15 protein-coding genes and 1 pseudogene are annotated in these 14,456 nt (G+C 61.2%); 9 read left to right on the forward strand and 7 right to left on the reverse strand.

Annotation, left to right across the window (positions count from 1 at the left end; all coding sequences use genetic code 11):
• Positions 1-2 precede the first annotated feature (2 nt).
• Together EFD55_RS06750 and EFD55_RS06755 are read left to right on the forward strand one after the other, a co-directional pair.
• Complete coding sequence (locus EFD55_RS06750) at positions 3-722, forward strand: RlmE family RNA methyltransferase (RefSeq protein WP_125843840.1); 720 nt, start codon at positions 3-5, stop codon at positions 720-722.
• Between the two features lie 55 nt (positions 723-777).
• Positions 778-1,161, forward strand: a complete 384-nt coding sequence (locus EFD55_RS06755; protein WP_125843841.1) for a VOC family protein — start codon at positions 778-780, stop codon at positions 1,159-1,161.
• A gap of 8 nt (positions 1,162-1,169) precedes the next feature.
• Here the strand turns inward: EFD55_RS06755 and EFD55_RS06760 are convergent, their stop codons facing one another.
• Positions 1,170-2,594 carry a DHA2 family efflux MFS transporter permease subunit gene (locus tag EFD55_RS06760; RefSeq protein WP_125843842.1) on the reverse strand — a complete coding sequence of 475 codons (1,425 nt, stop codon included), beginning with the start codon at positions 2,592-2,594 and terminating at the stop codon, positions 1,170-1,172.
• A 242-nt stretch (positions 2,595-2,836) separates the two neighbouring features.
• Between EFD55_RS06760 and EFD55_RS06765 the strand changes: the two genes are divergently transcribed.
• Positions 2,837-3,829, forward strand: a complete 993-nt coding sequence (locus tag EFD55_RS06765) for an MBL fold metallo-hydrolase (RefSeq protein WP_125843843.1) — start codon at positions 2,837-2,839, stop codon at positions 3,827-3,829.
• Here EFD55_RS06765 and EFD55_RS33060 read toward each other — a convergent pair.
• Positions 3,814-3,969, reverse strand: coding sequence for a hypothetical protein (locus EFD55_RS33060; RefSeq protein WP_165504895.1), 156 nt, complete (start codon positions 3,967-3,969; stop codon positions 3,814-3,816). The genes EFD55_RS06765 and EFD55_RS33060 overlap by 16 nt on opposite strands.
• A 141-nt stretch (positions 3,970-4,110) precedes the next feature.
• Between EFD55_RS33060 and guaB the strand changes: the two genes are divergently transcribed.
• Together guaB and EFD55_RS06775 are read left to right on the forward strand one after the other, a co-directional pair.
• Positions 4,111-5,595: an IMP dehydrogenase gene (guaB, locus tag EFD55_RS06770; protein ID WP_125843844.1), complete on the forward strand. Its 1,485-nt coding sequence runs from the start codon at positions 4,111-4,113 to the stop codon at positions 5,593-5,595.
• 1 nt (position 5,596) lies between these two features.
• Positions 5,597-6,151 (forward strand): hypothetical protein, encoded by a 555-nt coding sequence (locus EFD55_RS06775; RefSeq protein ID WP_125843845.1) that lies wholly within the window; start codon positions 5,597-5,599, stop codon positions 6,149-6,151.
• A 7-nt stretch (positions 6,152-6,158) separates the two neighbouring features.
• On the opposite strand, the gene EFD55_RS06780 is transcribed toward EFD55_RS06775, so the two are convergent.
• Positions 6,159-7,076, reverse strand: coding sequence for a LysR family transcriptional regulator (locus tag EFD55_RS06780; protein WP_125843846.1), 918 nt, complete (start codon positions 7,074-7,076; stop codon positions 6,159-6,161).
• A 93-nt stretch (positions 7,077-7,169) separates the two neighbouring features.
• Between EFD55_RS06780 and EFD55_RS06785 the strand changes: the two are divergent.
• From EFD55_RS06785 to EFD55_RS06795, 3 genes and pseudogenes are all read left to right on the forward strand, one after another.
• Positions 7,170-7,924, forward strand: a pseudogene (locus EFD55_RS06785) (SDR family NAD(P)-dependent oxidoreductase).
• 147 nt (positions 7,925-8,071) lie between these two features.
• The gene (locus tag EFD55_RS06790) at positions 8,072-8,488 is read left to right on the forward strand and encodes an MAPEG family protein (protein WP_125843847.1); all 417 of its coding nucleotides are present in this window, start codon (positions 8,072-8,074) and stop codon (positions 8,486-8,488) included.
• A gap of 323 nt (positions 8,489-8,811) precedes the next feature.
• Positions 8,812-9,453, forward strand: coding sequence for a TetR family transcriptional regulator (locus tag EFD55_RS06795; RefSeq protein ID WP_125843848.1), 642 nt, complete (start codon positions 8,812-8,814; stop codon positions 9,451-9,453).
• A gap of 6 nt (positions 9,454-9,459) precedes the next feature.
• On the opposite strand, the gene EFD55_RS06800 is transcribed toward EFD55_RS06795, so the two are convergent.
• Positions 9,460-10,416 carry a LysR substrate-binding domain-containing protein gene (locus tag EFD55_RS06800; protein ID WP_125843849.1) on the reverse strand — a complete coding sequence of 319 codons (957 nt, stop codon included), beginning with the start codon at positions 10,414-10,416 and terminating at the stop codon, positions 9,460-9,462.
• Positions 10,417-10,619: 203 nt separating this feature from the next.
• Here EFD55_RS06800 and EFD55_RS06805 point away from each other — a divergent pair, with 203 nt between their 5' ends.
• Positions 10,620-10,922: a YjiS-like domain-containing protein gene (locus EFD55_RS06805; RefSeq protein WP_125843850.1), complete on the forward strand. Its 303-nt coding sequence runs from the start codon at positions 10,620-10,622 to the stop codon at positions 10,920-10,922.
• Positions 10,923-11,109: 187 nt separating this feature from the next.
• On the opposite strand, the gene EFD55_RS06810 is transcribed toward EFD55_RS06805, so the two are convergent.
• The 3 genes from EFD55_RS06810 to EFD55_RS06820 all read right to left on the reverse strand — a co-directional run bounded on the left by EFD55_RS06810 (position 11,110) and on the right by EFD55_RS06820 (position 14,378).
• Positions 11,110-11,964, reverse strand: coding sequence for a DUF937 domain-containing protein (locus EFD55_RS06810; RefSeq protein WP_125843851.1), 855 nt, complete (start codon positions 11,962-11,964; stop codon positions 11,110-11,112).
• A 156-nt stretch (positions 11,965-12,120) separates the two neighbouring features.
• The gene (locus EFD55_RS06815) at positions 12,121-13,494 is read right to left on the reverse strand and encodes a glutamate--cysteine ligase (protein ID WP_125843852.1); all 1,374 of its coding nucleotides are present in this window, start codon (positions 13,492-13,494) and stop codon (positions 12,121-12,123) included.
• 146 nt (positions 13,495-13,640) lie between these two features.
• Complete coding sequence (locus EFD55_RS06820; RefSeq protein ID WP_125843853.1) at positions 13,641-14,378, reverse strand: 16S rRNA (uracil(1498)-N(3))-methyltransferase; 738 nt, start codon at positions 14,376-14,378, stop codon at positions 13,641-13,643.
• Positions 14,379-14,456: the final 78 nt, after the last annotated feature.

Here is a 14,456-nt window from a genome sequence, read left to right on the forward strand (position 1 = left end):
GCATGACCAAGGCACCGATCGCGGGAAATCGCACCGGCCGCAAGCTCGGCCAGCGCGTGAAGAACAAGAAGATGAAGGCGTCCTCCCGCCAGTGGCTGCAACGCCATATCAACGATCCCTACGTGCAGCGTGCGCAGCTCGAAGGCTATCGGGCCCGCGCCGCTTTCAAGCTGCTGGAGATCGACGAGAAATATCATATCCTTCGCGGCGCCAGGCGTATCATCGATCTCGGTGCCGCGCCTGGCAGTTGGTCGCAGATCGCTGCCAAGGTCACCGGCTCGACGGATGACGATATCCGTGTCGCCGCGATCGATTTCCTCGAAATGGCCCAGCTTCCCGGCGTCAGGATCCTGCAGCTCGATTTCCTGGATCCGACGGCGCCTGACAGGTTGATGGAGGCGGTCGGCGGCACGCCCGATCTCGTCATATCGGACATGGCCGCGCCGACCACCGGCCACCACCGCACCGACCATCTGCGCACCATGCATCTCTGCGAGGTGGCGGCCCATTTCGCCATCGAGGTGCTAGGAGAGGGGGGGCATTTCCTCACCAAGACCTTCCAGGGCGGTACCGAGCGCGATCTGCTCGCCATGCTGAAGCAGAACTTCCGCCAGGTCGTCCATGTCAAGCCGAACTCCTCACGCGCCGAGTCGGTCGAGATGTTCCTGCTGGCGAAGGGCTTCAAGGGGCGCAGGGCCGAGGAGCAAGCAGAGGAGGCTTGATCTTCGGGTCGGTCCTGTCCGATGATGGCGACCCAGGAACTGAATAGCTGATCCAATGCTTCTTTACGTCACGCTCGGAACCAACGACCTTTATCGCGCAGGGCATTTTTACGATGCCGTGTTAGCTGCGCTCGGTTATCGCCGCCAGCACTATTCGGAGGAGGAGATCGGCTATTCCGCCGATGGCGATACACGCTGCCGCTTCTGGGTGGTGACCCCTTTCAATCGCCGCCGGGCGACTGCAGGCAATGGCGCAATGGTCGCGTTTGCCGCCGAAACGCGGGCGGCTGTCGATGCCTTCCATGCGGCGGCAATGGCGGCAGGTGGCGTGGACGAAGGCGGGCCGGGCCTGCGCCCCTACCATGCCCATTTCTATGCTGCCTATGTGCGCGATCAAGACGGCAACAAGCTCAGTGCGGTCTGCGAAAACCCCGAATAATTTGAGGCCTATTTCACGGCCGGCTGCTGAGCCTCGATCGTGGATGTCGCCACGCGCCTTGAACGATGGCCGGAAACGAGCGCGCCGGCATTGCGGTCCATCCTCACGAAGGGAATGGTCGCGATCACCGTCAGCCCGGCGATAATATAGAAGGCGAGGTGGAAATCGGTAACATCAAGCGCCTCGCCGCGGAAATAGATCGAGGTTTCCAGGATCGCGGCGGCGACAGCGACGCCAAGCGCCAGGCTGATCTGCTGCATCACCGAGCTCATCGATGTCGCCTGGCTCGCTTCGGCATCATCGATATCGGCAAAGGCAAGCGCATTGACACCGGTAAACATGAAGGAGCGGGAGAAACCGCCGAGAAGCAGCACGCCGATGATGACGAGATGCGGGGTCGACGGCGTGAACAGGCCGGTAATCACGGTCACGAGGGTCGTCACCATGGCGGCGCCGAGAAGCGTCGTGCGGAAGCCGGCAGCTGCGAAGACGCGCTTTGCCATGAACTTCGTGGTGATCGCCCCGATCGCGCCGGCAAAGGTGATGAGGCCGGATTGGAACGGCGTCAGTCCGAAGCCGAGCTGCAGCATCAGCGGCGTCAGGAACGGCATGGCGCCGACGCAGATGCGAAAGAGCGTTCCGCCGACGGTGGAGGCTCGGAATGTAGGGTTCCTGAACAGGTTGAGGTTGAGGATCGGCGCCGGGTGACGCCTGGCATGGCGCACATAGAGCAAGCCGCAGACGAGGCCGATTACGGTGGCGGTGACGCCGATGATCGGGGGCAGGGCCGGCAGGCTGACCACCGACAGGCCGAAGACCACGCCCGCGGCGGAAAATGAGGTGAGCGCGAAGCCGGTGAAATCGAGCTTCGGAGGCGCTGTCGCCTCCACTTCCGGCAGGAAAATCGTCGCAAGCCAGATACCGATGATGCCGACCGGCACATTGATCAGGAAGATCCAGTGCCAGCTGAAATAGGTGGTGATGAAGCCGCCGAGCGGTGGACCTGTGAGCGGGCCGACAAGTGCGGGAATAGTGAGCAGCGCCATAGCCGAGACGAGATCGCTGCGCTGCGTCGTGCGCACCAGGACGAGGCGGCCGACCGGCGTCATCATCGCCCCACCCATGCCCTGCAGGAAGCGGGCGAAGACGAATTCGACGAGGCTGGACGAGATGGCGCAGAAGATCGAGCCGATGACGAAGACCGAAATGGCAAGGCGGAAGATCTTCTTGGCGCCGAACCTGTCTGCCATCCAGCCGCTGACCGGGATGAACACCGCAAGCGCCACCATGTAGGACGTCAGCGCCAGTTTCAGCGTGATTGGCCCGACATGCAGATCCGTGGCGATCGCCGGCAGCGCCGTCGAGATCACGGTAGAATCCATCTGTTCCATGAAGAGAGCAACGGCGAGGATCAGCGGGACGATGCGATTCATAGGCGGGAGCCTCGATGGGCTATGGATTGGCGCTGGAAAGGCCCGTGCTGTTTAGTCCCGCCTGCCGGTCATGCCAATCCCTCAATCCGCGTGGATGAGACATTTGGTTCACGTCTGCGTGAGATGGCTTGTCCGACAACCTCCCCTGTCAAGATTGGCATATATCTGCTGCGCCGGAGCAAGAAATCCGGCCGGGATCATTGGGTCGCGGTAACGCGCCTGATGTCACGGGGGAGGGATGCATGGCTATTTCAATCGAAGTGAAGCGGCGCACGCTTTTTGCGGCAGGCCTCGGGCTGCTGGCGGCGCCGGCAATTCTAAGAGACAAGGCCGAAGCGGCCGCGACTGGAGAAAGCAGAAATATGAATGTAACGCCTTTGCCTGAGATCAATCAATTCAAGCTTGGTTCCTACAAATTCACCGTCGTCCGCGACGGCATCAACATCTCCGAAAAGCCCTATGAGACCTTCGGCACCAATCAAGACCCCGAAACCGTCAAGGCCTTGCTGAGCGCGAATTTCCTGCCGGCCGACAAGTTCCTCAACGGCTATTCGCCGGCCCTCATCGATACCGGTGCGGATGTCATTCTCGTTGATACCGGCTTCGGCGCTGCTGGTCGTGCGCGTGGCGCCGGCCAGCTTGCCGAAGGCTTGAAGGCCGCGGGATATTCGGCCGACGACGTCACTGTCGTCGCGCTGACCCATCTGCACGGCGATCATATCGGCGGGCTGATGGAAAACGGCGCGGCTGCCTTCAGGAATGCCCGGTATGTCATCGGCCAGGCCGAATATGATTTCTGGTCGGACAAGGCGCGGGAAGGCACGCCGGCCGAAGGCGGTCACAAAGGCGTGCTCGCCAGTGTGACGCCGCTTATCGAAAAAGCCGTCTTCATCAAGGACGGTGACAGCGTCGCGCCCGGCATGACGGCGATGCTGGCGGCCGGCCACTCGCCCGGGCATATGGTGTTCCACGTCGAATCCGAGGGCAAACGCCTGGTGCTGACCGGCGATACGGCTAACCACTATATCCTGTCGCTGCTGCGCCCGGATTGGGAGGTGCGCTTCGACATGGACAAGTCGCAGGCGGCCGCCACCCGCCGCAAGGTTTTCGACATGATAGCGACCGACAAAATCGCCTTCCTGGGTTACCACATGCCGTTCCCTGCGGTCGGCTTCGTCGAGAGGCAGGATGGCGGTTACCGCTTCGTGCCGAAGACCTATCAGTTCGACATCTGATCTGGAGCAATTCCAGCAAAAGTGCGCAGCGGTTTTGCGTCCGGAATGCGAAAAAATAAAGATCTGAAGCGCGAGGAGCGAATCTGAAAGATCGCGATGCGCTTTAGACGCATGGCACCCATGACGAGCCTGGCGGACATGCCGGGCTTTTTCCTATTTCCTTCCTGTCATAGACGTGTTACCAGCCCTCGCCAACTTCCAAGCAACTCAATGCTGACCGCGGAGCGGACGATTCGTTTCCGGACCGGGTCGCATTTTTCTTAAACGAAGGAATTTGGCAAATGGCACGCATCATTGAAACGGCAACCGGCGCGGACGCGCTTACCTTCGACGACGTGCTGCTGCAGCCGGGTCACTCCGAGGTCATGCCCGGCCAGACGAACATCTCCACCCGCATCGCCCGGGATTTCGATCTCAACATCCCGATCCTCTCTTCGGCCATGGATACCGTCACCGAAAGCCGTCTGGCGATCGCGATGGCGCAGGCCGGTGGCCTCGGCGTCATCCACCGCAACCTGACGCCGATCGAGCAGGCCGAAGAGGTCCGCCAGGTGAAGAAGTTCGAAAGCGGCATGGTCGTCAATCCGGTCACCATCGGTCCGGATGCGAAGCTCGCCGAAGCGCTGGGCCTGATGAAATCGCATGGCATCTCGGGCATTCCCGTCGTCGAGAAGTCTGGTCGCCTGGTCGGGATCCTGACCAACCGCGACGTCCGCTTCGCCTCCGATCCGGAGCAGAAGATCCACGAGCTGATGACCAAGGACAACCTGGTCACCGTCAAGGAGAACGTCGATCAGCAGGAAGCAAAGCGCCTGCTGCATTCGCATCGCATCGAGAAGCTCCTGGTGGTCGATACTGAAGGCCGCTGCGTCGGCCTCATCACCGTCAAGGACATTGAGAAGTCGCAGCTGAACCCGAATGCTTCCAAGGATGCGCAGGGCAGGCTTCGCGCCGCTGCCGCCATCAGCGTCGGCGATGACGGCTTCGAGCGTGCCGAACGCCTGATCGAGGCCGGTGTCGACCTTCTGGTCGTCGATACTGCCCACGGCCATTCGCAGCGCGTCCTTGATGCCGTCACTCGCGTCAAGAAGCTTTCCAACTCGGTGCGCATCATGGCTGGCAACGTCGCTACCTATGACGGCACGAGAGCGCTGATCGATGCGGGTGCTGACGCCGTCAAGGTCGGCATCGGGCCGGGTTCGATCTGCACGACGCGCATCGTCGCCGGCGTTGGCGTTCCCCAGCTCGCCGCCATCATGTCGGCGGTCCAGGCTGCACAGGATCAGGACGTGCCCGTCATTGCCGATGGCGGCATCAAATTCTCGGGCGATCTCGCCAAGGCGATCGCCGCCGGCGCTTCCGCCGTCATGATCGGCTCACTGCTGGCGGGCACCGATGAAAGCCCGGGCGAGGTCTATCTCTACCAGGGACGTTCCTTCAAGGCCTATCGCGGCATGGGCTCCGTCGGCGCCATGGCCCGCGGCTCGGCCGATCGTTATTTCCAGGCGGAGGTGCGCGACACGCTGAAGCTCGTTCCGGAGGGAATCGAAGGCCAGGTGCCGTACAAGGGACCGGTCTCGGCCGTCGTCCACCAGCTCGCTGGCGGCCTGAAGGCGGCCATGGGCTATGTCGGCGGCAAGGACATTAAGGATTTCCAGGAGCGGGCGACCTTCGTGCGCATCTCCGGCGCGGGGCTTCGCGAAAGCCATGCCCATGACGTGACGATCACCCGCGAGAGCCCGAATTATCCGGGCGCCGGCCTCTGACATGAAAGCGGGCAGCGGGATTCCCCTCTGGGTCGTCGCGCTGCTCGCAGCTCTTTGCCTGGCCGTCCTTGCCTGGACGACCTTCGGCTTCGTCGTTCCGTTCAAGCACGAGACCGGACAAGCGGTGCTCGATACCTATTTTGCCGGCTACGACAAATCGGCCGTCTTCCACATGCAGAAGCTGCTCGATGAGAACGAAACGGCGACCAGGCTGCTGCGCGCCATGTATTTCGGGCCGGAGCTGGTCTTTCCGGCATTGCTGACGGCGCTGCTGTTCCTCGCCTTCCTCAAGCTTGGACCTGTCAGCTCGTGGTTCGGTCGATCGGTGCATCCGCTCGTCGGCAAGGCGATCTATCTGCTGCCGTTCATCTACGGCATCGCCGATTACGGCGAGAACATCTCGAGCCTCATCGCCTTCGGCAGCGGTGGGCCGTCAACGTTTGCAACGCAGCTGCTGCCGTGGATGACACGGCTGAAATTCGCAAGCCTCGCCATCTGCTTCATTGTCATTGCCCGGCTCGCCATCGCCCGCTGGCTCTCTCCGCGCGAAGACTAAGGTGCTATCAGCCTCTCCACCGCCACGGCGGATTTGAAAGTCGCGCCACCATGAAATCCGAGAGCACCTCCACCTTCGCAGGCCGAGCCCGGGCAGAGGGTGTGACGAAATAGAGTGCTCCGCTCGGCAGCGTCCAGTCGGTGAGGATCGCTTTCAACCTGCCATCGGCGAGATATTCGTGCGCCATGAATTCCGGTAGTTCCACAATCCCAAGGCCGTGCAGCGCCATCGGAATCAAGGCTTGCGAATTGGTGGAGCGCAACGGACCGGCCGGCACGACAACTTCCTCTTCGCCTGCCTTATTGCGAAAGCGCCAGACGTCCTGGCGCGGCCGATAGGCGTACCCCAGGCAGTGGTCGGCCTTAAGCTCGCGCGGATGTCGCGGCGTGCCGTATCTATCGAGGTACGCAGGTGCAGCGAGAATGAAAGGAGCGACCGCTGCCAGCCTCCGGGCGACCAATGAGGAATCCGGCAGAACGGCAATTCTCAGGGCAGCATCGAAACCGTCTCCCACCAGGTCGACGACGGCGTCGCTCATATGCAGGTCGATAGAAATATCGGGATAGAGGTCGAAAAAATCGGGCAGGATCGGCGCCAGCCAGCGTGTGCCGAAAGCCATCGGCACGGCAAGCCGGATAAGCCCCCGCGGTCGGCTGGACAGCTCGCGCGCTGCATTTTCCGCAGCCTCTGCCTCCGCATAGAGCCGCGAGGCACTGTCGACCAATCGCAAGCCGAAATCCGTCAGCGCCAGTTGCCGGGAGGTGCGGTTGAAGAGCCGTGCGCCAAGTCTCTCCTCCAGCCTGCTGACAGCCCGCGAAACGGTAGGCACCGATACACCGAGCGTCCTGGCGGCGCGAGCGAAAGAACGCTCTTCGGCCACCTTGGCGAACATTGCGAGGCCTTCGAAATCCGGAAATTTCGTCATTTCATTCCTGTAATGATAGCTTTCATTTCTTTCTATTTCGAAACGTTCCCTGCGTCCATATCTCAGCCTTGGTCGAACAACAGGAGACGACTAATGACACAGAGATTGAGTCGAAAGATCGCAGTGATTACCGGCGCATCATCGGGCATCGGCCTTGCCACTGCCAAGCGTTCGCCGCCGAAGGCGCCCAGCTTTTCGTGACCGGCCGGCGCAAGGACGTGCTCGACGCGGCCGTAGCGGAAATAGGGGGTAACGTTGTTGGCATCCAGGCGGACTCGGCAGAGCTTGCCGACCTAGACCGGCTCTATGAACGCGTGAAAGCCGAAGCCGGCCGGATAGATGTGCTGTTCGTCAATGCCGGCGGGGGTTCGATGCTGCCGCTTGGCGAAATTACCGAAGAGCAGTATGACGACACGTTCGACAGAAATGTGAAAGGCGTTCTTTTCACCGTGCAGAAGGCGCTGCCGCTGCTCGGTCCGGGCTCATCGGTTATCCTGACGGGATCGACGGCGGGCTCGACCGGTACTCCGGCCTTCAGCGTCTACGCCGCCTCGAAGGCCGCGTTACGAAGCTTCGCTCGCAACTGGATCCTTGATCTCAAGGATCGCGGCATTCGTATCAATACGCTGAGCCCCGGTTCTACAAAGACAACCGGTCTCGTCGAACTCGCCGGCAAGGATCCGGTGCAGCAGCAGGGCTTGCTCGATTATCTCGCAACGCAGGTGCCAATGGGGCGCGTCGGCCGCGCCGAAGAGATCGCCGCCGCCGCACTCTTTCTTGCTTCCGACGATTCGAGCTTCGTCACCGGTATCGAACTTTTCGCCGACGGCGGCGCCGCGCAGGTGTGATGAAATCCGGCGGCCCGCCAATGTTTGACGGCGGGCCGCCGACACTGGAATCCCGCCCGTCTCTGCGATCTTAGGCCGCGCTGGTATCCGGTTTCCGTTTCGGCTACTGCTCGCGACGACGGCAAAAGCGGAAAGGCACACGACCATATGACCGGCTATCAAATCTTCTGGCCACTCCTTGCCCATGTGGCCCTGGTCTATGGTCTTTATGCTCTTCTCGGCATGCGGCGCGCAAAAATAATCCGTGCCGGCAAGATCGCGAAATCGGATTATTGCGAAAATCGCGGCGAGCCCGCTGAAAGCCTGGTCGTCAAGAACTGCCTCGCCAACCAGTTCGAGCTGCCGGTGCTCTTCTATGCCTGCTGCGTTCTTCTCTATATCACCGAGGCGGATAATGTCGTTGCCGGCGGCCTGGCTTGGGCCTTCGTCGCTTTGCGTTATGCCCATGCAGCCGTCCACGTTACCAGCAACGACCTGCGCTATCGCAGCCCGATCTTCGCCGCCGGCTACATCGTGCTCGCTGCCATGTGGGTGTGGCTTGCCGTCTGGATGGTAGCGAGTTGACGCTGCCGCAGAAACCGCATCGTCCCGTAGCTGCGGACAAATCCAAGACGTTACCGGAACGCACGTGACCTGGCGTTTTGCCGTCGCTCATCAGGGGCGATGACGTCTACGGTCTCTTCTTTCTCAAGGAATATTACAACTATTTCAGGTCTGCCGGATACTGGATCAATTAGCACGATATGCTTTGATCTGCGCTTTTGCCAATCGTTAAAATGCGAGCGTTTCCGTTTACCGCCGTTGAAGGCTTGCATGTCATATCCGACCGATGCGCCGGTTTGGCAGATCGCTTCCGTCGCGAAAAAAACGATAAAAATGGGAACGATATGGGCGCCGAAAGCATGGATCGCATAGGACTGCGCAGAAAGCCGAAGCAGGAGCGCAGCATCCAGAGGCTGGATCTCATTCTCGCCGCCGCCGCCAGGATTATTGCAAAGAAGGGCGTCAGCGCCATGCGGATGACGGAACTTGCCGTCGCGGCCAAGGTGCCGATCGGTTCGGTCTATCAATATTTCCCGGAGAAGGCTGCGATCGTCAAAGCCCTGTTCGACCAGCACGCCTCGGCGATCCAGGCAAAGATGGCGGCAATGTTCGTCGATGTGCGGTCGCTCGATCAGGCGCTCGACCGCGTCTGCACCGTGATCGACTGGTATTACGAATCCTATCGCAACGATCCCGTCTATCTCGGCGTCTGGATGGGCACCGAGATGGATCAGGATCTGCTGCAGCTGAACATCGAGCATAGCGGCCGCGTTGCCGGCATTTTCCATGACGCCGTCCGCGGCCTGGCCCCCGACCTTTGCGACGAAGAGATGTACGCGCGCACTTACCTCTTCAGCCATCTGATCGGCGCCGTCATTCGCCTTGCCGCCGTGAGCGAAGAGGCCTTGGCGCGGCGTATGCTCGATGAGTGGAAGCGCGTCATCCGCGCCTCCCTTTTCGCAGCGACCGCACAGAACGCCGCCTGAGCGCTTCTACCAGCTCGGCACCATGTTGGCGGCTTTCAGCCGCGGGTAAAGCCGGGTCTGGGCGGATTTGACATCGGCCTCGAGGTTGTCGTCGACGACGGCAGGGGTGATGTTATCGAGGCAGGCCGTAATATGTGCCGTGATGGCGTTCATCAGCGAGAGCGAAACGCCCGGCCGCTTCATGATGCCGATCTGCACCGGCGGCAGCGCCGGAAAGCCGTCTGCCTGGCTCAGCACCTTCATGCCGGTTCGCAGTGCCGATTCCGGCATCACCGAAACCGCCATGCCGGCGAGCACGGCAGCGGCAACGACGGTGCAGGACCAGCTGGTGAACAGGATCTGATGTTCGCGGCCCACAGCATCGAGCGCCGAGCAGGCAAGCTGGCGCCACTGGCAATCGCGCCGGCCGACGGCAAGCGGCACCGGCGCGTCGTCGCGGATCGGGTGGTTGGCTGAGCCCACCCAGCAGAGCGGCTCGGTTCTCACCACATCGGACATGCGCTCGCGCGGATTGTGGGTGACGAGCGCGATATCGAGCTCTCCCTTGTGCATGCGCTCGGCAAGATCCACCGAAGGCTCGCAGACGATGTAGAGCTCGACGTTCGGATGGGTCTTGGCGAAGCGGCCGATGATTTCGGGCATGTAGCGGTCCGCATAGTCGTCCGGCGTGCCGATCCGCAGCGTCCCCTCCAGCCTGTTATCGTCGAAGGCGGCGATCGCCTCGTTGTTCAGGCGGATGATACGCCGGGCGTAGTTTAGCAACTTTTCACCCTCGACCGTCAGCCGGTTGCCGCGTCCATCCTTGATGAACAGCTGCTTGCCGATACGCTCCTCGAGGCGGCGCATCTGCATGGAGACGGCCGATTGGGTCTTGTAGACCTTGTCGGCCGCCTTGGTGAAGCTGCCGGAGTCAACGATGGCGATGAAAGTCTGCAACTGGTCGAGATCAAGAGGCGCGGCCATGATTTCACCCATAAAGATAGCTGATGATAATCATTAGAAACATTCGTTGGACTGATCAATAGGTCTTTGGCATCTTCGGGATGCAAATCAAGCAAAGTGAAGGACAGACGCCCTGCCTGTCCGAGCCGATTCAACCTTGCTCCTTCCCGTACGACCTCGCGGGAGGGGCAGGTTGTTGCGCGCCCGAAAGAAAGGAGAGTTCGATGCGCATGACAGACCGAACACTAGAACTCGACTGCAGCAAGCTTACCCCGACGTTTTCCCAGCGTCTGGTGGCAGGCCTCGCTCCACTGGCCTCCCTCTTTCGCGTGTTCCGCAATCGCATGGAGATCAACAGGCTGCATGATCTGAGCGACACTCAGCTGAGGGATATCGGCCTCACCCGGGCCGACGTAACCTCTGCGTTCCTGGCGTCGACCTTCTTCGAGGACCCGTCGGAACACCTGACGCGCTCGGCGCGCAATCGCTGGCGCCTGCCGTCGCTCCTGCGTTCCTACGACGAGTAGGAACGTCGAGTTTCCCCGCAGGGTGATAGCCAATAGCCCTGCCGCTTAACCCGGTGATCGGCTTTTCCCAAGCCATCTCCGGGTTTTTTTATGGCTAAAACCAAGAGCTAACGCGCGGCTGGCAAAACGGAAAGGCCGCGCCACGATTTAGAACGTCCTTGATGCGCGTCTGAAAAGACGCGCTGCGTTAGGTCTCGGAGGAGGGCTTGGGCCGATAGGTTTCGAAGATCGCTTCCAGGTTCTTCTGGTAGCTCTTCTGCACTTCGAGCCCGCTGTCGAACATGGCGTTCAGCACATCGGCATAGCTGTCGGCATTGACTTTCGCCTCTTCCTTCGGCGCTTCCGCCGCCTTGGCAGCCGGTTGCTGTTGCTGCTGGCCAAGCCCGGCCATCATCTCCTGGAAGGCTTTGGCGAAGGGATTGTCGAGGAAGGGGTTCGGCTGAGCCGCCGGTTGCGGCTTCGGCGTCGAAAACATCCCCTGCATCGCCTGCGTGAAGGGATTGTCGAAGATGCTGGGTTCCGGTGCTGCCTTCTTTGGAGCGAAGCCGGTACTCTCAAGCCATTTCTGAATCGTCTCGCCCATCGCCGTGTTGACGAAGGGATTGACCGGCGAAGCCATCTGCCCGGTCGTCTGCTTGAAGAGGCCACCCATTAGCGTGTCGGCCAGTACCGGCAGCATCTGCTTGTAAATCTCCTGGCCGATCCCGGTCATCTGCGCGGCCTGTGCGGCCACCGCGCGCGAAACCTCCTTCGAGCCGAAAAGCTGGGCAAGGATGTTGTTGCCGTCGGAGATGCCTTCCGGCGTGAAGGCCCGGCTCATATCCTCGAAATATCGTGCGTAGTTGCCGGAGGCGACGGCCTGCATCAGCCCGACGAAATCGTAAGGGTTGCTGGTGCTGCGTTTCAGGCCGGCGGAAAAAGCCGGCATCAGCGCCGCCATCGCCTTGGTCGCCTGTTCCTGCGCCAGGTTGAACTGCCGGGCGACCGCTTCCATCGCCGCACCGTTCTGCGCCTGCATCATCATGTCGAAGAGTGGCAGCATGGAGGTCCCTTTCCCCGAGTCGTGACGCGTGTCACGTCACTATATCCGGAAATGGTAATGTGCAAACGGCTTTTTGCCAGAAGAGCTTAAAGCGATTCCAGCAAAAATCGCAGCGGTTTTCCCCCTGGCATTGTGCAACAGAAACCCGGAGCAGGCTCAGTACTGATAGTCCTCGAAAACAGGCTCGACCGAGCGGTTCCAGCGGCCATTGTAGAGCGCCAGCAGATCCTCGGCGAGCGTTGCCTTCTTGGCGAGCACTTCGTCGAGCGGCGCCAAGAAGATGCTCTCATCCTGGCCTTCGCGGTTGAGCTTGCCCCGCGCCTTGAGGCCGGCCCTTGATATGCCGACCACCTCGCGCGCCACGTCGAAAAGCGGATGGCCGCGAAACTCAGCCTTCAATCCTTCGGCGGGAACGGCATTGCGCAGGACGCCGACCTCGGCAAAGCTCCAGTCTTTCGTCAGTTCGTCCGCGGCCTCAAGCGCTGCATCGTCATAAAGCAGCCCGACCCAGAAAGCCGGAAGCGCACAGATGCGCCGCCACGGCCCGCCGTCGGCGCCGCGCATTTCGAGGAAACGCTTCAGCCGCACGTCAGGGAAGAGCGTGGACAGGTGGTTCGTCCAGTCGCCCATCGTCGGCGCCGGATCGGCGACCTCGCCCTTCAATGCGCCGTTCATGAACTGGCGGAAAGTGACATGGGTACAGTCGTGATAGTGGCCGTCGCGGACGATGAAATACATCGGCACGTCGAGCGCCCATTCGGCATAGTCGCGGAAGCCGAAATCGTCGCGGAAGGTGAAATCGAGCAGGCCGGCGCGCCGGTTGTCGACATCGCGCCAGATATCGCCGCGCCAGGAGAGCAGCCCGTTCGGCTTGCCTTCGGTGAAGGGCGAGGATGCAAAGAGAGCGGTCGCCAGCGACTGCAATTTCATCGAGACGCGCATTTTCTTGCGCATGTCGGCTTCCGAGGAGAAGTCGAGATTCACCTGGATCGTGCAGGTGCGGTACATCATGTCGAGACCCTTGGTGCCGACCTTCGGCATATAGCGGGTCATGATCTCGTAGCGCGATTTCGGCATCTGCGGAGTTTCCGCATAAGTCCATTTCGGACTGCCGCCGATGCCGAGGAAGCGGATGCCCATCGGCTCGGCGATCTCGCGCAGCGTCGCCAGATGCTGGTTCGATTCCCTGCAGGTCTCGTGGATCGTCTCAAGCGGCGCGCCAGACAATTCGAACTGGCCGCCGGGCTCGATCGAGATCGCGCCCATGCCGTTCTGCTCGGCAAGGCCGATAATGTTGCCGCCGTCCGTGATCGGCTCCCAGCCGCACTTCTTCTGCAAGCCGGTGAGCAGGGCGGAAATGCTGGCATCGCCGAAATAGGGAACCGGGCTGTTGTCGGCGCGGAAGAAGGCGAATTTCTCGTGTTCGGTGCCGATCCGGAAGCGCTCCCGCGGCTTGTTGCCCGCGGCGAGATAGTCGGTCAGTTCCTGGACCGAAGAAAGTGGCGTCTGGTCGGTAGTGTCGCGGGCCATGCGGGGGTACCTGTATCCGGAAAGGCGCCCAGGGGGGCGGGCAATTGGAAGGTGATTAGGACCCAAGCCACGTATGTTGCAAGTGAAATTGTTTCAACGACGCATCAAAAAAACAGCAGCGATTTCCATGTCAACCCGTTTCGACCTTAGTTCCAGTCGCCGATCGCCGCCTGGACCACCGCCAGCGCCGCAACGGCTGCCGTATCGGCCCGCAAGATGCGCGGTCCGAGCGGAATGGCGGTGACGAAATCGAGGCTTCGAAGCCGCGCGCGTTCTTCCTCCGAAAAGCCGCCTTCCGGCCCGACGAGCAGGGCCAGATGCCTTTCCCTGATCGCCGACAGCACCGGCAGCGGGTTTTGCCCGGCATCGCCCTCGTCGCAATAGATGATGCGGCGCTCGCTCGGCCAGCGGTCGAGCAGATCAAGAAGCCTTACCGGCTCGGCGACTTCAGGAATGCCGAGAATGCCGCATTGCTCCGCCGCCTCGACGACATTGGCGCGCAGCTTGTCGAGATTGGTGATCTTGCCCTGCACGTGCTGGGTCATGACCGGCTGCAGCAGGCCGGCTCCCATCTCGACTGACTTCTGCACGAGATAATCCATGCGACCGACCTTGAGCGGCGCAAAGAGATAGTGCAGGTCGCAGGGCGCGGGCTGTGGCCGCGTCTCTTCGGCTGCGGTCAGCAGGATGCGCTTGCGCGTGGGGAAGGAGAGGGCAGCCCTCCACTCGCCGTCGCGGCCGTTGAAGAGCAGGATTTCTGCCCCTTCCTCCAGCCTCAGCACATTAGCGAGATAGTTGAACTGATCGGCATTCGCCTCGATGACGGCGCCGCTGGAAAGCGGCGCGTCGACGAAAAGCCGTTGCATGCGGAAATTGGCGCGCATTCGAAAAACTCGGAGTCCTGAAGCATGTCTCGCAAAAGCGTGCAGCGGTTTTGCCAGGCAAAGCGTGAAACGCTTTTG

It is taken from the genome of Rhizobium pisi, assembly GCF_003938655.1.
In the GTDB taxonomy this organism is placed as follows: domain Bacteria; phylum Pseudomonadota; class Alphaproteobacteria; order Rhizobiales; family Rhizobiaceae; genus Rhizobium; species Rhizobium pisi.